Raw genomic sequence first — 22,067 nt, 5'->3', positions numbered from 1 at the left:
ATTTTTACATTCACAGAAAAAATCAACGATCAACCATTTAAAAATGGAGAATCACATGAGCGAAAATCTGAACGACATTCCTCCGGCCATTCCTCTCATTGTTGATGCATTAAAAGCATCTGAATCTTTGACTGATGCCAGAAAAAACATTAAAGCTTTGATTCCAGAATTAAAACAACAATCCGAATTTTATTATACATCAACAATAAAAACACAGAATAAAAGCTATGGATTTGAAATATATCTTGATAGTGCTTTAGATCCTTTCTCCCCTACAGGCTGTCAGGCTGGGCCATGCCGTATTTTACAAGCAAAGAATATAAGTAGAAGTATGGGGCTTATTGGTGACAGAGTATGGCTAACTGATTTTTTTACAGAAAGTTTTTTAGATTTGGGAAGGGTAACTAACGTAAAGCTGGAAAAAATTATAGGGGACGGATTGGTTTTGACAGAACTATACCCTTTAATCTCGGCGGGAATTATAAAATTCCAACGCCCTTTCATTGTTTCATGCAAAGGCTGCCTTAATGTATTCGAAAACACAATAGACAATATCGTAGAAAATCTACTCGACGAATATGAAGAGGAAATATCTATATCCCACCAAGAAAATGGTGAATGCCATATAGATACAGGCTCATTCTTTACACCCACAATTATAATTAATGCAAAAGCTGGATCCGTTCCAATTTCTGCTACCAAGCGAGAGATTACTCAGGCTGTTATTCATCGTGCTGTAAGAGAAACCGCATGGATGGCTCGAAATGCAGGAATAGGGGAAGGAACGATTTTTTCCAATTCAAAAATTGGGCTTGCTGGGTTAAGATTGCAAGATGGAAAAAGTTTCAGCCGGAAAAGCTTAGCTGTTTTAGATAACCAAAACGGTTTTGATATTCCATGGGTGAGCAATTTGAATCCCGAGCAAATCTTACAGCTTCGACAAGAAGCGTGCAAAGCACTACCACAATTCCGAGAAATTTTTATTAAAAATTCAGATATAGAACTCTACAAGGACACCGACGGAACAAACAGAGCAAGAAAAGAATTTATTTATGAACTTAGAGAACAAGCGGCGGAAGTAAAAGCAGAACTCGAATCAGCTCAAAAACACTCAACAAAATATTGGAAAACAACTTTCGGATTAATTGGTTTAGGCGCAGTAGCCTATGGAGCAGCAACTAATCAACTAGGAATTAGTTTTACAGGGCTTCTTGCTATGATAAATTTACTTACAACCCATAAATCGGGACACGAAAAAAGCATTGATGAATTAACACGTAAACCAGGATATGTTTTGATAAAAGCTCAAGACATATTAGCCCATGCGGATTGAACACCCAAGATTAAGTCCAAATTTTAGTCCAAGCACGGCCCATGAAAATAATAAAGGCAGTGCTTAGGCGGCTTAGGGGCGCTAAATTATTTTCTGCATCGGCAAATGATATTAATTCCAAGGGCAGGTATCTTAAACCCTTGGAAAATTTCCCAGAAACCTGCTTTGGCCAAATCAAGTCTGTCGGACCTATTGCTAGAGATTCTTTGCGCCTTCCTCTGCCAATAAGACATCTGCCAACTGTGAACAATGAAACTTGGAATAAATGGTTGCGTGCTTTCTCATGACACGCAGGGCTAGAGTCGCCGCAGCCTTTAAAACAGTCGGATTGTCCAATAAAATTTCTAATTTATCGTCTCCTTCCACAGAGAGTGTGACTTGATACTGCCCTGCATCCCGGTAGCCTCTATAACTCTTATTTAGAAAAGGGTATGTCTTCTTCAGCTGATAGATTGATATGCCACTGTCCTCCAAGACATCTCCGGCTATCGTCAAAAATGCCCATAATCTCGTTGGATTATGTTTCATCCATCCAGCGACAAATATTTCCATTACCCCAACATTGACCGATAACAGGCGGGGAAAGGTATTCCGGTTAGTACTTGGCATGCAGCTAACTGCCCAGAAGGAGTGTTCGGTTTTTCTCGGAAACGGCAGGCAATATTCAATATATCTTTTCGCCAAAGGCAAGATTTTTGGTGCCAATTGATGTTTACGAAATTTTTGAAAGGATTTGGCGAACCGGATTTGCAGGGAATCAGGTAAAGTTATCTTTTCACCCTGCGGCCTTTGTTTGACGAAAGAGATTGGGTCCTTTAGCCATTCGTCCTGCTCCGCACGAGGAATAATCGAGTCCAGATCGGCCGTACCGCTGAGGATTGAAACATGAACAGCGTTGATTATCTTAATGCCTTGAATCTCAGCCCGAAATATAATGTCTTTCTCTTTGTCTTCCAGATAGATTTTTTCGACAGGCAGAAAAGAAAATCCCACAATATCATCGTAGATACGTCGATGTTCTGAAAATCTACGTACCACATCCACCGATTGGCCAATATAAAAGGATCCTGCCTGAAAATGCAGCAGATAGACACCACAACGTTTCCTGCCAGAATCAAAAAGATGTGTGATAGAGAACAGAGAAGCAACGGGTGCAAAGGCAGGGAAGCCCAAGCTAGCAGCGCACTCGTCAGGTAAAGAATTTTCCATAATAAACATCCCACATGGAAAAAATTGCTGACCTTTTAGTCGATCAATCTAAGGCACCCGTTGAGCCGAGAAAAGGGAACAACAGAAAAGCAAAGCTGGTAAAAACGCGAATCTCAGCCATATACAAGAAATAGTCTAGAAAAATTGATAAAACCAATTTTACAACTGTAGTAGTAGACAAATTTTTATAGCCGTGAGTGGCCTTGTTGCATACCCCCCCGACTCCAGGGTTGACGCCGGTTGTAAGCTAGCAGAATGAGCCAGCCAAGCCCCGCTACCGCACGACGAATTGGTCCGACTACAACCGAAGCCTGCAAGCGAGGGGCGATGTCATGATCTGGTTTTCGCCGGACCTTGCCTGGCATAGCAATGAGCGTTCAGGTCAGGCGGGCGCCCCGACGCGCTACAGCGATCAAGCCATTCAAATCATGCTGACGTTGAAGGTGCTGTTCCAACAAGGGCTGCGCCAAGTCCGCGGGCTCACGTGCAGCCTGGTGCGCATGATGAATCTGGACTGGTCGGTGCCGTGTTTCAGCACGGTCAGCCGGCGGCAGGCCACCCTGGCGGTGCAGATTCCGGTGCGACGCCGTGCCGAGCCGCTGCATCTGCTGGTGGACAGCACCGGCATCAAGATTCACGGCGAGGGGGAATGGAAGGTCAAGCAGCACGGGCCGGCCTATCGACGCGGCTGGCGCAAAGTGCATCTGGCCATCAATGCCGATACGCAGGAAATTCAAGCAGTTGAGGTGACCGACCCGCGTCAGGCCGATGGCCTACAGGTCGAGGAGCTATTGTCGCAGCTGCCACCGGGAACAGTGCTCGACAGCGTGGGGGCGACGGAGCTTATGACAGCCGGCGGGTCTATCGTGCCGTTCAGGCGTGGAGGGCCGAATGACTGGTTCCCCCTCGCTGGGATGCCCAGCCTTGGCGAGAGCAGACCGACTGGGCAGCCCACCGCAACGACAAACTGGCCGCGATCAAGTGCGTGGGGCGGGCGATCTGGAAGCGCTGGAGCGGCTACCCTCGGCGCAGCCTGGTAGAAACCGCAATGCATCGCGGCTCGGCGAGCGACTGCTGGCCCGACACCCCGAACGGCAGGTCGCCGAAATCCACGTACGCTATGCGATCTTGAATCGCTTCGTGCTGCTGGGCATGCCTACCACGGTGGCTCACCCCTGAATTCCGTCCGGCAAAGGGTTCACTCGACCTGAGATTGGGTTATGCAACAAAGCCCTTCCCGATGGCACTTCAAATTTGAATTCGCCTCCTCTTCTATATCAGCAGATGAGTCTCTTCCACCTGACTTGAAAACTTCCTGCCCAGTCTGATTACCCCAGGCTGGCGAGACTTCCAGCTCGCGGCGCGGGCATTGGTTTGCTGTGTCCAAACCAAGCATTCGGATACGCTTAGCGGCAGCAGTTGGACTTGCTGTGCTGCGGCCGATGTTCAACGGACGTGCCGTTTCCAGCACGGATTTCCAGCCCAATTACGACAACAGCTCAGGAGGATTTCCCATGTCGGCATGCGTCATCTTCGATTGCGATGGCACGCTGGTTGATAGTGAAACGCTATGTAATCAAGCCTTTGTCGCGCTGCTGCGCGATCTGGGTGTCGAAGAACGCACCGAGGCGCTGGTCGAGCGCTATCGTGGCGCGAAGTTGCAGTCCATTCTCGACGATCTGCAAAACCGCCATGGCCTGACCCTGCCGGAAGGATTTGTCGCCGACTATCGGGCACTGGTGACCCAATTATTTGAAAACGAACTGAAACCGGTAACCGGAGTGGCAGAGGCGCTGGAGAAAATCCGTATGCCGATGTGTGTGGCCTCAAGCGGCCCGCCCGAGAAGATCGTGCAGGCCCTGCGGGTGGCGGGGCTTGCCCGCTACTTCGGCAGCAATCTGTTCAGTTCCTACCAAGTCGGTTCGTGGAAGCCCGAACCTGGCTTGTTTCTCGCGGCCGCCACGGCGATGGGGGTCGCAGCGGCTGACTGTATCGTGGTCGAGGATAGCCCGGTAGGCATCGCAGCCGCCAAAGCGGCCGGGATGCGGGCCCTGTGGTTCGAGCCGGGGCGGAGGCATCCGGCCGAAATCGAACCCGATGTGGTCGCATTCGGCGATATGGCGCTTTTGCCCGAGCTGATTCTCGATCTCGCACTCGATTGAGGTATTTCCGTTTAGATCAGCGCCACTGGTAGCACTGCTTGATTGTCCTATACCTGATGTTCTGTGTCCGCACCCTCGGACACTGGGTTTTTCGGAAATGCGCCAGCGTATTCCCGCTTAAATCGATGCCATTTGCAGCCTTGTTAATCGACCTGAACCTGATGCTTGGTGTCCAGACCTTCAGCGCCGAGTTTTTCGGGAATGTTCTAACGCCTCCAACAGAAAGAAACGGAGCGCGCTGTAATAGCGCGCTTCGTTTTTTATTTATTTGTATTTTAAACTCGCCACCTTATTTGCAGAGATTTTGCATGAATATTTAATTTTGATTCCTATAGCCGGTAGGACCCAACAACCTGGTTCATCGTGGTGGCCAAGCGCTGCAATTCCTTCGACAACTCCGTTCCCCGCTCCGCTGCCCGGCTGTTTTGTTCGGCCATCTGGGCGACTCGTTCGACCTGACCGGCGATCGAATTACTGGCTGCACTCTGTTCACGCAAGGCGGTGGCAATTTCGTCGACCAATTGGCTGCCCTGTTCGGCGCTATTGGCGATCTGTTCGATCACATCGCGTGTGCTGACGCCTTCGCGCACGCCATCACGGACCGATTCGACCGCCCGGGTTATCTGGTTCGATACCTGGGCCGACCGTTGTTGGATGGCTTGGACCATATTGGCAATTTCCACCGTCGAGCCGGCTGTGCGTTCAGCCAATTTGCGCACTTCGTCGGCCACCACCGCAAAACCCCGTCCCTGCTCGCCCGCACGGGCCGCCTCGATGGCGGCGTTGAGCGCCAGCAGATTGGTTTGTTCCGCCACTTCCTTGATCACGCTGACCACCGCGCTGATCTGCCGTCCGCTTTCTTCAAGCTGGTTCAGCTCCTGAGCAGCGCCACTGACCACATCGGCGATCTGTTCGATTCTTTTGACTGTGCTGATGACCGAGTCGCGCCCATTGAGCGCCAGCGAACCCGAGGCCCGGGTCAGGCTGCTGGCTTCGTCGGTACGGTTGGAAACGTGGCCGATACTGACCGTCACCTGCTCGACATTGGCCGCCATATTGGCCGAAGCATCGCTCTGCGCTACTGAACCGGCAGTGATTTGTTCAGCAGAACCGGCCAATTCGGCCGACGCCAGCGTCAACCGCTCGGCATCGTTACGAATCCGGCCCAGTCCGTCACGCAGACCATGGATTAAGCCATTGAAGGCATGGAGCAATTCCGACAGCTCATCCTGGCCTTTGATCGGAATCGGCTGGCTGAAATCGAGTTCACGCGCCACCCGGCTGACCTGGCGACTGGCTTCATGAGCCGTACCGACCACTTTGCGGTAGGTACCGTAGGACACCCACAACAGCAGCAGCGTCGTCGCCGCCATCAGAGAGATCAAGACCAGCAGTGAATCGCGATAGCGGTCTTCCGATTTTTCCCGGTGCTCTATGGCTTTCTGATTATTGAATTGGCCATGTTTGCCCAGAGCTTCGGCCACCGCATTGGCTTTGGGCAGCATTTCCTGGCTGAGGTATTCACGTGCTTCCGAATCCATATCACTGCGCGACAGTTCCAATGCCTTCGCTATACCCGTTTCATAACTGGCCAGTGCGGCTTTATCGGCAGCCAGCATTTGCCGATTAATATCGTCAAGCGGCAATTTGGCGTAGTCGTCGAGAGATTTATGCAATGCATCCCAACGCGCAGACAGAGATTTTTCCCGCTCACCGCGCTTGGCCGCTTCAGCTTCCAAAACGTGGTAGAGCACTTCAATCCGTACCAAATTGAATTGACGTTGGATCTCATCAAGCGACTGGACGCGAGGCATCACATTTTTTGTGATGTCATTCAGTGCTGCCTGCAAGCTGTTGAGCTGATAGAGCCCGTTGAGACCGGTAATCCACAAACCGATCAGTGCTAATACGATAAAAGCACCCAGGCGATGAGAGATGCGTTGCAACATAAATCGTCCTTCCGAACAAAGCTACATAAATCAGGAGAAACCGACAGGAAACGAGCAATACGGCAAAACAGAAGCAGACTGGACAAGTCCCTTACCCGGTCTGTAGGAGTGTTATAGCAAGCTTCACACGGTCACACCTCGCACAAGCGCTTCCCTCTTCTCCCCTAAGCCGTCTTCCGATGTCAGATTTGTTGTAAAACCTGCATTTCTCATAAGGTAGACTGAATTCATCTGCTACCGTATTTGTTGCTTGTGACAGGTTTATTTTTATCTTTCCGTCTCCTGAGCTGAAAGATAAAACCTCCGAGCAGACAATCAGCATCGCTATCTTCTTCATCACCCCATCGCTCTCCAGTTTTTTCCTCCTCTCACAGAAGCTAAAAATATTTCATCCACCGCCAGAATCGAAATTATTTCTCTTCGACATAGGAGCAGGATGATGAAATGAATTGATTTTTCTTACCCTGAGGCGGCAAATAAGAATCCGACATTTGAAGCCATTCTAATACCAGTAAATATTCTGCCTGACTCTTACTTTTTCCCCTCCAATCGTTCCTACAAGCCCTGTGCAGAACCTTCATCGAATCTGTGAGCAAGCAGACCTGGCGCACCGACCGCCAAAACGAGCCACAATCCACCCACAAACGAAGTAGTGAGTCATCCACAGGCAGATTCACAAGCAAGTACATGAACTGAAAGGTTTTTTTGGCTTGTCCACAGATAGGGGGAGGGCTTATCAATTATTTCTATCTGTTCTCTCTCTAACTTAGTAGGTTATCGATGGGAAGCACTTCGAAGAGCTTGCAGTGCCGGTTCACTCTCTCAGACTCAGCACAGAAGAGATTTGAGGAAAAAAACGTAGCTGAACCTTCAGCGCCTCAAACTTTTCCTCAGATTTTCAGCTTCGCCATCAGTAAAAAACTAGGCAAGCTCGATAAGTACTTGGAAACAACCGAGTCAAAACAAAGATCAGCGCGATTTCCAACAGAAACCCGTCTGCATTAAGAAGTGATCTTGGAAATAACTGTCTAAATTCAGATTGAAGTTCTCTGAAAGACAATCCAGCGCGATAAATAAGCGATAGAGATTCTTCAACCGTGCAGAGGAAACGAAAAAGTCTGTATCACGTTCGATCGTTCGGAGAGAACGAGGCGTTTACATTTCCGGGGGCGAGCAGGGGAAAATGGGGAAGGGAGGGACGAATGGGAGAAGGAAATGGCCATTCACAGGGTGAAATAATCGGCGGCGCTTAAATAGTAAGCAAATGTAGTGAGTTATCCACTGCCGATCGTGGATAAAATGGCGCGCAGATGTGGATAAGACGGCTTTGCCGGCGGAAGGAAAAATTGCATCACAATTGGTCCACATGGCTCAGTGGATGTTTTCCTCAGCCCACTTCCTGGGTCAAACGGATGAAATAAAAAGGGTTTTACACTTATCCACAGCTGGCACGCTGTTCTATTACCTATTCTTATCCTTCTCTCTCATACAATCGTGGTACAAGAGAGGTCGCTCCAAGGTCAAAAACCTGCCATGAAAACGGGACTCGACCATGAAAAGATTCAAATTTTTCTTTTGAAACAGTGGTTTACAAGAGCGTGTTCGGCGGGCTGTTTGCTGTTGGTGACAGGTTGACGACATGTCTGCAACGGCGGGGAAGGACAGCTTTTCTTTTCACGGGAACCATGATTGAATAACCCAACCATTCAAACGCTTGTTTGAAAGCCGTGGCTATCCCACTACGGCTGCCAATGCACCGGTCTACCGCCGGGCAACGTCACCAGGTCGCCATCCGCGACCGCTCCGATTCTTGGAGCAATCGTCAGCGTCCGATTCCTGCGATGCCGACGTACTGCTTTAACGCTGTTTTCCTACACTGGTCCGTGCTTCGGTCGAGCTGACCCGGCACAAACTTAAGACTTAGGCGAGGAGTGTCATGCGCATTGCAGTTCCCAAAGAAAGCGCCGCCCGTGAAACCCGCGTGGCCGCCACCCCCGAGACAGTCAAGAAACTGGTAGCGCTCGGTCATAGCGTCACCATCGAAAGGGATGCCGGTCGTCTGTCCGCCATCCCCGACGCTGCCTACCAGGAAGCCGGGGCACGGGTCGCCAACGACTGGGCCGCCACCCTTGATAGCGCCGAGCTGATCCTCAAGGTCCAGGCACCTGACGACACTGAACTTGCCGCAGTGGGGGAGGGCAGCACTGTGATCGCGCTGGCCAATCCTTATCGCAATCCGTATCTGGCGGCCTACGCCGCCAAGCGGCTCAATCTGTTTGCGATGGAGCTGGTACCTCGCACCACCCGCGCCCAGGCAATGGACGTGCTGTCGAGCCAGGCCAATATCGCCGGCTACAAAGCCGTGCTGCTCGCAACTGAACACTATCCACGCTTTATTCCGATGCTGATGACGGCAGCCGGTACCGTGAAACCTGCTCGCGTGCTGATTCTTGGCGCCGGTGTGGCCGGTTTGCAGGCGATTGCCACGGCAAAGCGGCTGGGAGCGGTGGTCGAAGCCTTCGACGTGCGACCGGCCGCCAAGGAACAGGTGGAATCGCTGGGCGGCCGCTTTATCGAGGTGCCACTCAACGACGCCGAGAAGCAGCAGGCCGAAACGGCCGGTGGCTATGCCCGCGAGATGAGCGAGGACTACAAGCGCCGTCAGAGCGAACTGGTCGATAAACATGCGCGCCAGGCCGACATCGTCATCACCACCGCGCTGATTCCCGGGAAACCTGCGCCGGTACTGCTCAAGCCTGAAACCGTCGCGGGAATGAAACCGGGTTCGGTCGTGGTCGATCTGGCCGTCGAGCAGGGTGGCAACTGTCCGCTGTCGCGGCTCAATGAAGTGGTGATCACCGACAACGGCGTCAAACTGGTCGGTTTTGCCAATCTGCCTGGGATGGTGGCGGCCGATGCTTCGAGCCTGTATGCCCGTAATCTGCTGAATTTCATCGCCTTACTGTTCGACAAGGAACAGCGCTTCGTCATCGACCGCAGCGACGACATCGTGGCTGCCAGCCTGGTGACTCACCAGGGCGAACTGCTGTTCAAGGCCGGCTGACGCGGTTTTCCGGACCCGACGAGCCAGGGCTCCTTCTGTTCCGAAACGATTCGGACGGGTCCGTCATGCCTCCAGCCGCCACTGTTTTCTGTTTATTGCCGGAGAAATGCCATGAGTACGCAGGAAACCGTCGTCACTGCCGTCGCCCAGGCCAGTCAGGCTGTGCAGCAGATACCGGTCGAAGTCGTCCAGTCCAATCCCTTTGTCGCGACCTTCACCATCTTCGTGCTGGCCATCGTGGTCGGTTACCACGTGGTGTGGAATGTCACGCCGGCGCTGCACACGCCGTTGATGGCCGTGACCAATGCCATTTCCGGGATCATCGTGGTGGGGGCGCTGCTACAGACGCAGTTCATCGGTGGAGAAGCCTTCAGCCTGACCTCGGTGCTCGGAGCGATCGCGGTTTTCCTCGCCAGCGTCAATATCTTCGGTGGCTTTGCCGTCACCGAACGGATGCTCGACATGTTCAAGAAGAAAAAGCGCTGAGGAGCCGACCATGCGAGATTTCGCCCCGTATGCAGACTGGGTCTATCTGGTCGCCGCCATCCTGTTCATCCTGGCGCTCAGAGGACTGTCCAGCCCCACCAGCGCCATTGCCGGCAACCGCTATGGGATGGTCGGGATGGGTCTGGCGATCCTGACCACCCTGGCTGTTGCCCCGAATCCCAATTTCGTCCTGATCCTGCTGGCCTTGATCGCCGGGGCGGCGGTTGGGCTGTACCGTGCCCGTACCGTCCCGATGACCCAGATGCCTGAAACCGTGGCCATCATGCATTCGCTGGTCGGTCTGGCGGCTGTGCTGATTGCCCTGGCGGCGGTTCACCACACCGAGCAGCAGCACAGCACGGTGCAGCGGATCGAACTGTTCGTCGGCTGTTTTATCGGTGGCATCACCTTCACGGCCTCGGTGGTCGCCTGGGGCAAGCTGTCGGGCAAGCTCGGCGCCAAGCCGCTCAAAGGCGGTTTCGTCAAACCGGTGCAGATCGGCTTGGCGCTGGCCATGCTGGGTTTTGGTGCCCACTACTTCGTGACCGAGACGCTCAGCTCGTTCTGGCTGATGACCATGCTGTCGCTGGTACTGGGCTATTTTCTGATCGCCCCGATCGGCGGCGGCGATATGCCGGTGGTGGTGTCGATGCTCAATTCCTATTCGGGCTGGGCAGCGGCGGGTATCGGTTTCACCCTCAACAACTCGGTGTTGATCATCGCCGGTTCGCTGGTCGGCTCTTCCGGCGCCATCCTGAGCTACATCATGTGCCGGGCGATGAACCGTTCCTTCCTCAACGTGATTTTCGGCGGGGGAATGGGCAGTGACGATGCCGGACCGGCAGTGGCCAGCGGTACGCAGAAGCACTACAAGGCCGGCAGTGCCGACGACGCTGCTTTCCTGATGAACAACGCCGATTCGGTGGTGATCGTGCCGGGCTACGGCCTGGCGGTTTCGCGTGCCCAGCATGCCTTGCAGGAATTTGCCGAAGCGCTGAGCGAAAAAGGGGTGAATGTGCGTTATGCCATCCACCCGGTGGCCGGTCGGATGCCGGGCCATATGAATGTGCTGCTGGCCGAAGCCGAAGTGCCGTATGAGCGGGTGCTTGAGATGGAGGAAATCAACGCCGATTTTTCCAACACCGACGTGGTGCTGGTGATCGGTGCCAACGACGTGGTCAACCCGGCGGCGCAGAAGGATAAGGCCAGCCCGATCTACGGCATGCCGATCCTCGAAGCGCATAAATCACGCACTGTGGTGGTGGTCAAACGTTCAATGAATGCAGGTTATGCTGGTCTCGACAACGATCTGTTCTATATGGACAAGACCATGATGGTGTTTGGTGACGCCAAAAAGGTGGTGGAGGATATGCTCAAAGCCACCCATTGAGCCGGCCAAACACTTGAGGGGAAGTCTGCCGACCGGGAAAACGGGGCGTGATCTTCGGATCCGTCCCGTTTTTTCTTCCAATATTTATGCAAGTAAATTTCATTATCTGTTTCATATTGCTTCAAATCTTGAAATGATTTTTCACATATTTTTCTATAGCGGCTCCACTGCGCCCCAGTGCTGCCTTCCTTGCCCCCGCCTTCCCTGAAAAACCAGCGCACCTGTGCCAGAATCGCCCGCTCTGATGCCGGGCCCTTGCCGCCGCTGCTGGTGTTCCTTGTCGAGGAAGTCATGTCCGCTTATCCGTTTCTTGCCCGTTGTTTCGCTGTGTATGCGCTCGCTGGCGTTTCCTGGGGGGCAGACTCGACCTTACCGGCACCAACGCCGCCAAAGCCTGCCAAAACGCCGGGAGCCGTGCAGAAGGTGGAAGAAGTGGTGGTGACAGGACGGCAGGAGACGACCACAGAGGAGCGGCAACGCCAGACCGCCACCAAGCTGATCTTTGGCCGCGACGAACTCGACCGTTACGGCGACAGCAATCTTGGCGATGTGCTGAAGCGTCTGCCCGGCGTCACCCTCGGCGGCGTACCCGGGCGCGGTGGCGAGATCCGGATGCGTGGACTGGGTCAGGGCTATACGCAGATCCTGATCAATGACGAGCCGATGGCACGCGGCTTTTCGCTCGATTCGCTGTCGCCCGACATGGTCGAGCGGATCGAAATCACCCGTGGCCCGCTGGCCGAACACAGCGCCCGGGCCGTGGCCGGTACCATCAATATCGTGCTGCGCCAGGATGTGCGAAAGCGCCAGAACGAGGCCCGGCTCAGCGCGGGCTTCGAGCATCGGGGCTTTCAGCCGGGCGTGTCTCTCCAGCACAGCGACAAGACGGAAACGCTTTCCTACACCTTGGCCGCAGCGCTCAACCGCTTCGACCAGCGGCTCCACAGCGAGGTGGAAGAGCAGGGCCGGGCCAGCGACGGCCGGCAGAATTTCGATGAGACGAGCCAAGCCGAGCAGCGTAACCGCGGCCATATGCTGCATCTGGCTCCCAGGCTGAACTGGCGCCTTGGCCAGGGGGAAAGCCTGGTGGTGCAGGGCTTCGGTTTCAGCCGTCACGGCAGCAGCCAGGGCCGGACGCTGACCGAACGCACGCTGTCCGGGCCGCGCGATCCGCTGGCCTATCCGGAAACCCTTTCCAGCAGCGACAACGACCACCAGATGGTCCGGCTCAACGCCACCTGGCAGGGGCGGTTCGTGCAGCGGGGCCGCTTCAACGTCCGCCTCGGCACCAGCCTCCACCGCAATGAACGCCAACAGCAGACCGAGAGCCGCGATACGGCGGGCGAACTGCGTCGCCTGGTCGAGGACGACAGCAAGACCCGCGAGCAGGGCTGGAGCGGCAATGGCAAATGGACCCTGCCCCTGGGCGTGGACAAGCATATGCTGGCTTTCGGCTACAACGCCGAATGGAGCCGCCGGCGCGAACGCCGCCAGAAGCTGGAAAACGGTTTACCGCAGCAGACCGATTTCGGTGAGCAGTACGAGGCGCGCACTGCCCAGCTTGCCGGTTTTGTGCAGGATGAATGGGAGGTGACGCCGCAATGGGCGCTGTATGGCGGTTTGCGTTGGGAAGGAATCGAAACGGCCAGCCAGGGCGGGATGAGCCAGCGCCATCGCAGCAGCGTCTGGAGCCCGAGCCTGCAAGGCGTGTGGCGCCTATCGGCCGAAGCCAAGGATCAAGTCCGTTTCGGCCTGAGCCGCAGCTACAAGACTCCCAACCCAGGCGACCTGCTCGGGCGCGGCTGGCGCTCGACCGATAACTCGCCCACCGCACCCGATCAGTACGGCAACCCCGATCTCAAGCCCGAACTGGCCTGGGGGCTCGATTTCGCCTTTGAGCGCTATCTGAGTCAGGGTGGGCTGGTCAGCGTCAGCGCCTTCAGCCGGCGCATCGACAATCTGATCCGCCGCCGCACCGAATTGCTCGACGGCCGCTGGATTGCCGTACCGCGCAATATCGCCCGCGCCCGCACCAACGGCATCGAACTCGAAGCCAAGGTCCGGCTGGCCGAACTGGTCGATAGCGAACTCGCGCTCGATCTGCGCGCCAACTACGGCCGCTACTGGTCAAGCGTCGCAGGCGTGCCTGGGCCGGATAACCGACTGGCCGACCAGATTCCGCAATCGCTCAATCTGGGCTTCGATTACCGGCTCCGTTCGCTGCCGCTGAGCGTGGGTGCCACGGTCAATTGGACGCCGGCTTATCGGGTCCGGGTCAGCGAAGGCGAAACCACCCGCACCGGCAGCAAGGGCGTCATCGATGCCTACGGCCTGTGGCGTTTCAGCCCGGCCGCGCAGTTGCGCCTGTCGGCCGGCAATCTGCGCCATGCCGACTACCGGCAGGGCAGCGAGATCGACCTGGGTGGCAGCCAGCGGACGCGACAGCAGGACCATCGCACCTACACGAGCTGGAATGCAGTGCTTGAGCTGAAGTTCTGAGTGGGCTGGCGAGGCGCCCAGACTCAGGAAACGCAGCATGGTCTGTCTCTGCACGGGAGTTGCCGCGGGAGCGAAACTTGGCGCATTTCCATTTGAATCGGCGTCGCCGCTAAACCTGGGGACGCTGCACGTTGAGGTCCGGACACGCTCACGCCGAATTGGCTGGCAATGCGCTAGCTGATCAGCTCGGGGCAGTCTGGATGTGGCGTGGAATCTTCGAGGGAATAGACACGATCGGGCGCTGGCGGACCGTTACTGGAGCCATCAACGCATGGATGTAGGAATAGTTATTTTTTTCTATTTTTGGCTATATATCTTGCAGTATATTTGCAGAATATTTTATTTATGCCTTGTGCTGGTCAATCTTCCTCCAGGCGAAATTCAAAAAAACTTATCGCTAATTCCTAGCCGATAGTCTTCTTGCCCGGTAAGCTGTTCTGATCCGGCCTGGCGCCGGTCTTATACCAACAGGAGACGACGATGGCTCTTACGCTCTATGCCGGTTCCGGTTCGCCCTTTGTCTGGCGGGTCTGGCTGGCGCTGGAACACAAGCAGCTCAACTACCGCTTGCAGATGCTGTCCTTTGCGGCCGGCGACCTGAAAAAACCGGAATTCCTGGCGCTCAATCCGCGCGGCAAGGTGCCGGTGCTGGTGGATGACGATTTTGTGCTGTACGAGTCCGCCGCCATCGTTGAATACCTCGACGACGCTTACCGCGAACACACGGTGCTGGGCCAGGACCCGCGCAGCCGGGCCAGAACGCGGCGCCTGATCGCCGAGATCGACCACTATTTCGACAGCGCGCTCGAAGCGGTGGGTGATCAGATCGCCTGGAACGAAGACCCGACCGACGAAGGCCGTCTGGATGCCGCGATGACGCAGATCGGCGCGGAACTGCGCCGTTTCGAGGCGGAAATCGGCGAGCAGCCTTGGTTTGGCGGCGAGACACCGTCGGCGGCCGACTATGCGCTCTATAGTGCGCTGGCCTATCTGTTGCGCATCTGCACCAAGAAGCGGCCCGATCTGGGGCTGGAGCGGCGTATCGGCCCGCGTCTGAGCGCTTGGCTTACCCGCCTTGAATCATTGGCCTACTTCGACCGCACCTATCCGCCGCACTGGCGCGAAGGCTGATCCGAGCCGGCTTGGGGGGCGGCGGTACGCTTGTCCATAACGGCGTTTCGTACTGAAATGGCGTTGCGCGGCGGTTTCGCCGCGCAACATAACCATAAGGAGCGAGACGTCATGATCACCCTGCAACAATGGCTCGACGCTTACGGCGACAGCCATCGCAATCCCACCAATATCGCCATCCACAAAATCTGCGTACCGGCCATCGTGTTCACGGTGCTGGGTTTTGCCTGGTGCATTCCCGTCCCGGCCGCGCTCGCGGCCGTGCCTTTTGCCAATTTCGCCAGCCTGATCGTGCTGCTGGGGCTGCTGTTCTATCTGCGTCTGTCCCTCTCGATGGCGCTGGGGATGGGGCTGATGTGCGGGGCCTTTCTGCTGATTCTGCAAGCAATGAGCACGGCGGGACTGCCGATTCTGGCCATCAGCGCCGTGGTCTTTGTGGTGGCCTGGATCGGCCAGTTCTATGGCCATAAGGTCGAAGGGAAGAAGCCGTCGTTTTTCCGCGATCTGCAATTCCTGCTGATCGGTCCGGCCTGGACCTTGAGTTGGCTGTATCGGCGGCTTAATATCCCTTACTGAAGCCGGGGGGTACCCGGCGTGGAAAGACCCCGTCTGTCTACCTCGATATTCTCCTACGCCGGACTCCTGTTCGTGCTCGCAGCGCTTCTGGCGGCCGTCGCGACCTGTCTCTACTGTACCGGCGACCGCCCGCGTTTCCGTTTTCATCCTGCTGATTTCCGCCGTCATCCCGATCCCGCCGTACGCCAACGTATCGCCGGTCGTCTGCTCGCGCTATGTGCCGTGCTGACTGTGCTGTTGGCCTGTACTGCCGAGCGCTGGCCCGAGTATGGGCTGTTCTGTCTGGCCGTGGCCAAGCTCGGGGTGGTGGCGGCCTTGCTGCTGGGAACGGGTGAGCGGCGCGAGGCGGCCGAAGCCGGTTCATGCTAGAGTCGCGTCCGCCCCGTTCCAGACGGGGCGCGTCTTCAGGGCGGGGTGAAAGTCCCCACCGGCGGTAGGGTGCCCAGGCACCGAGCCCGCGAGCGCTCGCGTTCCCGCGCGAGGTCAGCAGACCCGGTCCAATGCCGGGGCCGACGGTGATAGTCCGGATGAAAGAAGACGAAACGCCGCGAGTGCCCGTCCAGCTGCGACGAGGCGCTCGGAAAGCGCGTGGCTGATTGCCGGCCATGCAGATTGCCTTCTGCGACCCACCCGGCCGCGGCAGCGGCGTCATGCCCTGAAACGCTTTCTTGAACCCATCCAAGGAGCGTTTTCATGTCCACCTTCCAGCATTACTTCACGACCACCACCGCTGCCCAACGGGTTGTCGCGGCGATCGAATCGATCCGCCAAGGCCGCGCCGTGGTGCTGCTCGACGATCAGGACCGCGAGGACGAAGCTGATCTGATCGTTGCCGCCGAAGCGCTTAACCAGACGCTGATGGCACAATTGATCCGCGATTGCAGCGGCATCGTCTGTCTGTGCCTGGGCGAGTCCGAAATGTCGCGGCTCGGCCTGCCGATGATGGTGGCCGACAACCGCAGCCGTCATGGCACGGCGTTTACCGTTTCCATCGAAGCGCGCCATGGCGTCAGCACTGGGGTGTCGGCGGCCGATCGGGTCCGCACCATCGAGGCAGCGCTGCAAGAAGGTGCGGCCGGGCTGGTCAGCCCTGGCCATGTCTTCCCGCTGCGGGCGCGGGCCGGGGGTGTGCTGGCGCGGCGTGGCCATACCGAAGGCTCGGTCGATCTGGCCCGCCTGGCCGGCTGGCGCGAAGCGGCGGTACTGTGTGAATTGATGGACGATGCCGGTGAAATGCTGCGCGGCGACCGTGTCATCGCCTATGCAGCCCGTCATGGACTGACGGTGGCCACGGTGGCCGATCTGGTGAGCTTTCTGGAGCCGAGCGCCGCGCCACTGGCAGCTTGATTGGCCAAATAGAAAAAATCAGGAAAAATAACTGCAAGAACTGTTCTGTGTATAAACAGTTTTTGATGTTTTTGTGCAAAGGCCCATTATTGGGCCTTTGCTTTGTCCACGCCGCTAGGACGCATCCGTCCTGTCCGCAATCCGGCAAGCCAGCAGCGTCTCTTCAAACACGCGCCAATCGGGTGCTGTGCTGCCTGCGATGATCAACTCGACCCGCGAATCGCGCCGATAGGCAATCTCGACGGCACTGACCTCGCCGCCCACCCAGTCGAACAGCAGCCAGCCATGATCGGTATGGAACACCCCTTTCCCGCGTTGCAGCCGCTGTAGACCCAGCGTCGGATCGCTGGCGAGCGTCATGAAGCGTTGCGCCAGCGCTTCGGCATCGAAACGGACGTCGGGCGCAAACACCCAGCCGCAACTGATATTGTCGATGCCACGGTTTTCCCGCCGCCATGCGCTGTCGGAGCTGGTTTCCGGTTGGACCTTGCGACGTGGCAACAGCGGCTGCCAGGCAGCATGGGCATCGACGAACTCGGGCGCGCGGCCCGGCGCCGGATCGAGATCGAGCAGAGCCCGGTCGAAACGGCCCTGGCTGGTGGTATGGCAGGCGAGCTTGGGCGGGAACTGGTGCTGGGCCAGCCGCAGGAAACGGTCGATCTGTTCGGCATCGGCACGGTCGCATTTATTCGCCACCAGCACATCGGCGAGCTGGATCTGGTCACGCCAGACTTCATGGTTGGTATAGCGCGGGTCGTCGAGATGGCGTGGATCGACCAGGGTCAGGGTCGCTTTGGGGGCGAGGCCCAGTTGTGGGTCGCGCAGGGTATCGAGAATCCCGGCCGGGTGACCGAGGCCCGACGGCTCGATCAACAGCCGGTCGGGCCGGCGGGCGCGCAGCAGGCGCACCAGATTGACCCGCAACATCGGGCTGGTGGTGCAGCAGATGCAACCGCCCGGCACTTCGACCACTTGTAGCCCATCGGCGGCGGCCGACAAGGTGGCTCCATCGATTCCGACCTCGCCGAATTCATTGACCAGCACCGCCCAGTATTGGTCGGCCGGCTTGCCGGCCAGTAGATGACGAATCGCCGTGGTCTTGCCCACGCCGAGAAAGCCGGTGATCAGGTTGACCGGTACGCGCATAAGGAAAACTTCCGAGGAAAACCTGGGCAGGAAAAGCCTGCCAAGTGGGCGCGAGTTTAGCGAAAAGGCGGGGAGGATGGGGGAGGGGGTAATCCAGGAAAAGTGACCCGAGGCTGGTCAAACCAGATCTGGACGGTTAGCGGTCAACTAAGCTCGTGATCGGGAAAGCAGATCGGGAGTTTGTTTCAAGCTTTCTGCCACGGTGGTAGGGCTGATGGGGTTGACTGTAGCCTCAGTTCGACGATTGTAGTCATCTAGGCTACAGAGTAGCTGATCTGTCAGCCGGTACGCGCCAAGCAAAAACGATGGATTGCAGTCACGTAGCAGCTTGTCTGAGAGGGCAGGGCTTGAGCGGCAGAAGGCTCAGAGTGGAACTGCATCGACGGACGCATATTGGCGTTCGTGGTCAGCGCGTTCTCTAGAGAGAGACTCTTCGGGAGTCCTTGGAGCATTTTGGATCGGGAAGGTGGAGCGGGTGATGGGAATCGAACTCTACCCCTAACGTGCTGATGAAAAAGACATTTCCCGAGACATCATACAGGAAATGGACTCGATTCTGGACTTGAACCGCACCGGTGGTGACGCGATCGTCCATGGTGTTCTGCTGACGTCCAAGCTGAGCCAGGGCAACGGCGTATGGCCGCCCTCGCGCGAGGATCTATGCATCCCGCGGACGCGCTGCCGTATGCTGCAATACCTCCTCTGGATGCATCGGCATGACCGTCAACATCGACCACCTTTCCGCTGACGAGCTCCGTCAGCTGATCGAAGCAGCCGAGCACCTGCGCGACAAGCTGGTACGCGAGAAGCTCGCGAGCGTACGGCAGAAGTGCATCGACCTGGCTACGGCCGAGGGCCTCTCGATCAGCGAACTCTTTCCTGAGGCGGGCGTGGCCCGGCGGCCTACGCCGCTCAAGCGTGGGTCGGTCGAAGCAAAGTACAGAAACCCTGCGAACCCAATGCAGACCTGGGGTGGTCGCGGGAAGCGGCCGAGCTGGTTCAAGGCCGCCCTCGCTGCTGGATCCAGCGAAAGCGACCTGCGGATCTGATCAACTCGCGGGTCCTGTCCTGGTCCGCTGAAGTTCAATGCACAGCTTGAGAACTTGCGCTCTGCTGGCCTCGCCGGTCCGTGATACCGACCGACGGTCGCGGGCGGATGCTGAACGGATCAAGCACGCCGCTCGTTGTTCTAAGGATGAGAATGATATGGCGGCTTCACTCAAGCCTTACCTCGATCGTCTCGACTTCCAAGCGATGGAGACGGTGTTGTCCGCCGGCATCCGCGAGTGCATCGAGAATGTGGCGCGCGACCACCCGAAGAATTCGTTGGCTTCGCGCTCGACTGCAACTTCTCGGTGGGGTCGATCTTTTTCAGCCTGGCTTCGACGAGCTACCTATCGAGCATCGCCGCGCAGGCAGGCATGGATATGGAAGCGGCGGCTTCTGCACCAACGCTACGAAAACGATTCTGGTCATTTGGTGACTGGCCACTGTATTGCGTCAATGACCGATATGCACCGACGTTCGTCCAAGCATGGAAACTGTGGGAATCCCTGATTGAAACCCTCGGATACAACGAGTTGTACCAGCAGACGTTCGATGTAGACCTATCCAATGCATTCAATGCACATCTCGCTGACTGGGCAGCCAGCGTGCTTATTGAGTGCGAATCCAGCGGTGCGTTCCATAAGATCGCGCGAGCGGATGCTTTCCGGCTCATCGTGCTGGATCACGACGAAGAACTCAACGTCGGGCCAGATCGAATGTAGCTGAGCAAACAATAATTGCCAAGGATCGGCAAGTTCATATTCTAATCACCTTGGCTATTCAGTAAAAATGGGCCCAGCAATGCGCCGGGCCCCATCGCCGTCCCTACGGGACGTTGAGCGCATCCTCAGCAGAGGAAATTTTGATCATTTCAAAAATCTCCTCATCGTCAGACCTTGGCGCCTACTATTTCCTGGCCTTCGTTTGCATTCTCTTGCCGAGGTTGGCAGCAATATCAGTCCATAACACGCTCTAGGCTTGAAGGACAAAGCAGGATTTTCCTTTAACAGAAGCCGTTTATTTTTTTTCTAGAAGCCTCCTTAAATCTTTAATCTCATCAAGCAATCTAGGAATATCTTGCCGCGCCGCAGCAATAAAATCTTGATCGGCAACAGTAGCCCCCGTTAGCTCAATATCTTCACCACGGTTTATACCTTCTCCCGTCATGATAAAACTGGATCCACTAGTGTGATCTCGTCCTTCCACAAAGGACCTCCATGGTCCCGGTTGAGTCGCTTCCAATCGCTTGGTAATCAAGTTGATCTCTTCTTCCGTAAGTGGTCTATGCATAGTAATCTCCCTATTTATGAGGATTTCTGATCGTTGGAGTCATCAAACTTTCCGCTTTTGCTGGCGTAATACCACATAGTGTGCAGTGATGAGGGTTGTTTGGTGTAGGTGACGGAATGACATTCCCTCCCGCCTCTCGCACCTTCCCTACCGTTGTAACCCCAACTTGCTTATTGGGTATTCCAACTGTTAAGTCCTCAACAGTTTTCCCTACTCCACTATTAACAGAGACCCCCTGAAGATTCCCATGAGAATCTAACGTTACTCCTGATCCTCCACTGAATTTTTCAGCAGTACAGGTTCCTCCTCGACACACTAATGCATCATCAGGAAGTGCTTTTCCATCTTTTGCGACATCCTTTACTGCTGACGAAGTTTTTTCATTAACTGGGCGTTTCAGCTTCCTTAATTTTGGAATTCCAGCGGGAACATATGGAGTACATAAGGCAGCAGCATCCGCTGCTGCATCCACCCAGTTCCCTGTGGCAATATCATATGCAAGATTACCTAAGTCCCAAATTGTATCTATTGGAATCAGTCCATGGGGGTCAGAATATGAAAGTGGGCTGCCAAAGGCATAGCTGTACGTCCCTATTCCACCTTTTATTCCAATTGGATCACTTTGTATATAGCGCCCAGTAGCCGGCTCATAGTCCCGGAAGAAATTATAGTTGAGCCCAGTTTCCTGGTCGAAGTATTGACCCGGGAAGCGCAGGTTATAGACGAGCTTCTTCTTATCCTGATCCGGGTCTTCATCGGGTGCGCTGTTACCGAATGCATCGGATTCCCAACGCCAGACCGCTTTATTGCTGACAGGATCACTGACCGCCCTAGGGGTGCCCAGGTGGTCCGGGTGGACATAGTAGACCAGCGTTTTGTTGGAGCTCTTGGCGTCCGGTTGAATCGTGGCAATCGGCAGATCCCCTAACCACACCGTTTCCTGGATCAGGCTACCGTCGGTCTTGTACTCACCCAGCAGATGACCTTGCTCGGCAAGTTCGCCAAGTTCCGGCCTGTTGCGAAAATGAGCGACAAGGTGTTCTGCCTGTTTGCCAGAGTCTGGTCGCGAGGGATCAATCTGCAACTCGGCAAGCCCTATAGCGCGAATGTGCTCCGGCACAACATGGAGCAGATTTTCGGCGAGTTGCCGCCCAACCATATTCCACACCACATCGTCCCGAAAACTTCTCCGGCGATGACAAAGCTACAGCAGTTTGGAATTGACCCCAACTCTCCGAGCAACGGTGTCGCGCTCCCAAAGAATGCGGCTGCAGGCGACTACTCATCGGCGCACGGTGGCCGACACTGCAAGAAGTATTACGACTTCGTCGAAACGGTCGTGATGGGCGCAAATGATAAGGAAGAGGCCATCAACGCGCTGGCTGCAATCCGACAAGACCTTCTGAGCGGTGCGCTCGTTGTCCAAGGATGCGAATGA

General features: G+C 55.9%; 18 protein-coding genes, 1 pseudogene and 1 riboswitch. Of the genes and pseudogenes, 14 read left to right on the top strand and 5 right to left on the bottom strand.

The window, feature by feature from the left end; translation table 11 throughout:
• Positions 1 to 55 precede the first annotated feature (55 nt).
• Positions 56 to 1,333 carry a hypothetical protein gene (locus tag ACFOW7_RS13765; RefSeq protein ID WP_378165193.1) on the top strand — a complete coding sequence of 426 codons (1,278 nt, stop codon included), beginning with the start codon at positions 56 to 58 and terminating at the stop codon, positions 1,331 to 1,333.
• A gap of 195 nt (positions 1,334 to 1,528) precedes the next feature.
• Here the strand turns inward: ACFOW7_RS13765 and ACFOW7_RS13760 are convergent, their stop codons facing one another.
• A complete protein-coding gene (locus ACFOW7_RS13760; protein WP_378165191.1) occupies positions 1,529 to 2,542 on the bottom strand; it encodes a GIY-YIG nuclease family protein in 1,014 nt (337 codons plus the stop codon).
• A 311-nt stretch (positions 2,543 to 2,853) separates the two neighbouring features.
• On the opposite strand from ACFOW7_RS13760, the pseudogene ACFOW7_RS13755 reads away from it, so the two are divergent.
• Both ACFOW7_RS13755 and ACFOW7_RS13750 read left to right on the top strand, forming a co-directional pair.
• Positions 2,854 to 3,721, top strand: a pseudogene (locus tag ACFOW7_RS13755) (IS5 family transposase).
• A 335-nt stretch (positions 3,722 to 4,056) separates the two neighbouring features.
• Positions 4,057 to 4,704 carry an HAD-IA family hydrolase gene (locus ACFOW7_RS13750; protein WP_378165188.1) on the top strand — a complete coding sequence of 216 codons (648 nt, stop codon included), beginning with the start codon at positions 4,057 to 4,059 and terminating at the stop codon, positions 4,702 to 4,704.
• 329 nt (positions 4,705 to 5,033) lie between these two features.
• On the opposite strand, the gene ACFOW7_RS13745 is transcribed toward ACFOW7_RS13750, so the two are convergent.
• Positions 5,034 to 6,653, bottom strand: a complete 1,620-nt coding sequence (locus ACFOW7_RS13745) for a methyl-accepting chemotaxis protein (RefSeq protein WP_378165186.1) — start codon at positions 6,651 to 6,653, stop codon at positions 5,034 to 5,036.
• Between the two features lie 1,936 nt (positions 6,654 to 8,589).
• Here ACFOW7_RS13745 and ACFOW7_RS13740 point away from each other — a divergent pair.
• The 8 genes from ACFOW7_RS13740 to ribB all read left to right on the top strand — a co-directional run bounded on the left by ACFOW7_RS13740 (position 8,590) and on the right by ribB (position 17,146).
• Complete coding sequence (locus tag ACFOW7_RS13740) at positions 8,590 to 9,717, top strand: Re/Si-specific NAD(P)(+) transhydrogenase subunit alpha (protein WP_378165184.1); 1,128 nt, start codon at positions 8,590 to 8,592, stop codon at positions 9,715 to 9,717.
• Positions 9,718 to 9,828: 111 nt separating this feature from the next.
• Positions 9,829 to 10,203 (top strand): proton-translocating transhydrogenase family protein, encoded by a 375-nt coding sequence (locus ACFOW7_RS13735; protein ID WP_378165182.1) that lies wholly within the window; start codon positions 9,829 to 9,831, stop codon positions 10,201 to 10,203.
• 10 nt (positions 10,204 to 10,213) lie between these two features.
• Positions 10,214 to 11,593, top strand: a complete 1,380-nt coding sequence (locus ACFOW7_RS13730; RefSeq protein ID WP_378165180.1) for an NAD(P)(+) transhydrogenase (Re/Si-specific) subunit beta — start codon at positions 10,214 to 10,216, stop codon at positions 11,591 to 11,593.
• A gap of 414 nt (positions 11,594 to 12,007) precedes the next feature.
• On the top strand, positions 12,008 to 14,092 hold the full coding sequence (locus ACFOW7_RS13725; RefSeq protein ID WP_378165178.1) for a TonB-dependent receptor plug domain-containing protein: 2,085 nt from the start codon (positions 12,008 to 12,010) through the stop codon (positions 14,090 to 14,092).
• Between the two features lie 480 nt (positions 14,093 to 14,572).
• Positions 14,573 to 15,223: a glutathione S-transferase family protein gene (locus ACFOW7_RS13720; RefSeq protein ID WP_378165176.1), complete on the top strand. Its 651-nt coding sequence runs from the start codon at positions 14,573 to 14,575 to the stop codon at positions 15,221 to 15,223.
• 111 nt (positions 15,224 to 15,334) lie between these two features.
• Positions 15,335 to 15,799 carry an Mpo1 family 2-hydroxy fatty acid dioxygenase gene (locus ACFOW7_RS13715; RefSeq protein WP_378165174.1) on the top strand — a complete coding sequence of 155 codons (465 nt, stop codon included), beginning with the start codon at positions 15,335 to 15,337 and terminating at the stop codon, positions 15,797 to 15,799.
• A gap of 72 nt (positions 15,800 to 15,871) precedes the next feature.
• Positions 15,872 to 16,168: a hypothetical protein gene (locus ACFOW7_RS13710; protein ID WP_378165172.1), complete on the top strand. Its 297-nt coding sequence runs from the start codon at positions 15,872 to 15,874 to the stop codon at positions 16,166 to 16,168.
• A 27-nt stretch (positions 16,169 to 16,195) separates the two neighbouring features.
• Positions 16,196 to 16,342: riboswitch (FMN riboswitch) on the top strand.
• 150 nt (positions 16,343 to 16,492) lie between these two features.
• Positions 16,493 to 17,146, top strand: a complete 654-nt coding sequence (gene ribB, locus ACFOW7_RS13705) for a 3,4-dihydroxy-2-butanone-4-phosphate synthase (protein WP_378165169.1) — start codon at positions 16,493 to 16,495, stop codon at positions 17,144 to 17,146.
• Between the two features lie 114 nt (positions 17,147 to 17,260).
• On the opposite strand, the gene ACFOW7_RS13700 is transcribed toward ribB, so the two are convergent.
• A complete protein-coding gene (locus ACFOW7_RS13700) occupies positions 17,261 to 18,292 on the bottom strand; it encodes a CobW family GTP-binding protein (protein ID WP_378165166.1) in 1,032 nt (343 codons plus the stop codon).
• A gap of 716 nt (positions 18,293 to 19,008) precedes the next feature.
• On the opposite strand from ACFOW7_RS13700, the gene ACFOW7_RS13695 reads away from it, so the two are divergent.
• Both ACFOW7_RS13695 and ACFOW7_RS13690 read left to right on the top strand, forming a co-directional pair.
• Positions 19,009 to 19,341: an H-NS histone family protein gene (locus ACFOW7_RS13695; RefSeq protein WP_378165164.1), complete on the top strand. Its 333-nt coding sequence runs from the start codon at positions 19,009 to 19,011 to the stop codon at positions 19,339 to 19,341.
• A gap of 237 nt (positions 19,342 to 19,578) precedes the next feature.
• Positions 19,579 to 20,061: a DUF4303 domain-containing protein gene (locus ACFOW7_RS13690; protein WP_378165162.1), complete on the top strand. Its 483-nt coding sequence runs from the start codon at positions 19,579 to 19,581 to the stop codon at positions 20,059 to 20,061.
• Positions 20,062 to 20,356: 295 nt separating this feature from the next.
• Here ACFOW7_RS13690 and ACFOW7_RS13685 read toward each other — a convergent pair whose 3' ends face one another.
• On the bottom strand, positions 20,357 to 20,629 hold the full coding sequence (locus ACFOW7_RS13685; RefSeq protein ID WP_378165159.1) for a hypothetical protein: 273 nt from the start codon (positions 20,627 to 20,629) through the stop codon (positions 20,357 to 20,359).
• Positions 20,630 to 20,639: 10 nt separating this feature from the next.
• Positions 20,640 to 21,563: an RHS repeat domain-containing protein gene (locus ACFOW7_RS13680; RefSeq protein ID WP_378165156.1), complete on the bottom strand. Its 924-nt coding sequence runs from the start codon at positions 21,561 to 21,563 to the stop codon at positions 20,640 to 20,642.
• A gap of 51 nt (positions 21,564 to 21,614) precedes the next feature.
• Between ACFOW7_RS13680 and ACFOW7_RS13675 the strand changes: the two genes are divergently transcribed.
• A complete protein-coding gene (locus ACFOW7_RS13675) occupies positions 21,615 to 22,067 on the top strand; it encodes an AHH domain-containing protein (RefSeq protein WP_378165154.1) in 453 nt (150 codons plus the stop codon).

The organism is Chitinimonas lacunae (assembly GCF_042650885.1).
GTDB lineage: Bacteria > Pseudomonadota > Gammaproteobacteria > Burkholderiales > Chitinimonadaceae > Chitinimonas_A > Chitinimonas_A lacunae.
This window is presented reverse-complemented; position numbering and strand designations above follow the sequence as displayed.

Coding starts and splice junctions, on each gene's coding strand:
- ACFOW7_RS13765 (WP_378165193.1), top strand. CDS start 56: ATGAGCGAAAATCTGAACGACATTCCTCCGGCCATTCCTCTCATTGTT.
- ACFOW7_RS13760 (WP_378165191.1), bottom strand. CDS start 2,542: ATGGAAAATTCTTTACCTGACGAGTGCGCTGCTAGCTTGGGCTTCCCT.
- ACFOW7_RS13750 (WP_378165188.1), top strand. CDS start 4,057: ATGTCGGCATGCGTCATCTTCGATTGCGATGGCACGCTGGTTGATAGT.
- ACFOW7_RS13745 (WP_378165186.1), bottom strand. CDS start 6,653: ATGTTGCAACGCATCTCTCATCGCCTGGGTGCTTTTATCGTATTAGCA.
- ACFOW7_RS13740 (WP_378165184.1), top strand. CDS start 8,590: ATGCGCATTGCAGTTCCCAAAGAAAGCGCCGCCCGTGAAACCCGCGTG.
- ACFOW7_RS13735 (WP_378165182.1), top strand. CDS start 9,829: ATGAGTACGCAGGAAACCGTCGTCACTGCCGTCGCCCAGGCCAGTCAG.
- ACFOW7_RS13730 (WP_378165180.1), top strand. CDS start 10,214: ATGCGAGATTTCGCCCCGTATGCAGACTGGGTCTATCTGGTCGCCGCC.
- ACFOW7_RS13720 (WP_378165176.1), top strand. CDS start 14,573: ATGGCTCTTACGCTCTATGCCGGTTCCGGTTCGCCCTTTGTCTGGCGG.
- ACFOW7_RS13715 (WP_378165174.1), top strand. CDS start 15,335: ATGATCACCCTGCAACAATGGCTCGACGCTTACGGCGACAGCCATCGC.
- ribB (WP_378165169.1), top strand. CDS start 16,493: ATGTCCACCTTCCAGCATTACTTCACGACCACCACCGCTGCCCAACGG.
- ACFOW7_RS13700 (WP_378165166.1), bottom strand. CDS start 18,292: ATGCGCGTACCGGTCAACCTGATCACCGGCTTTCTCGGCGTGGGCAAG.
- ACFOW7_RS13695 (WP_378165164.1), top strand. CDS start 19,009: ATGACCGTCAACATCGACCACCTTTCCGCTGACGAGCTCCGTCAGCTG.
- ACFOW7_RS13685 (WP_378165159.1), bottom strand. CDS start 20,629: ATGCATAGACCACTTACGGAAGAAGAGATCAACTTGATTACCAAGCGA.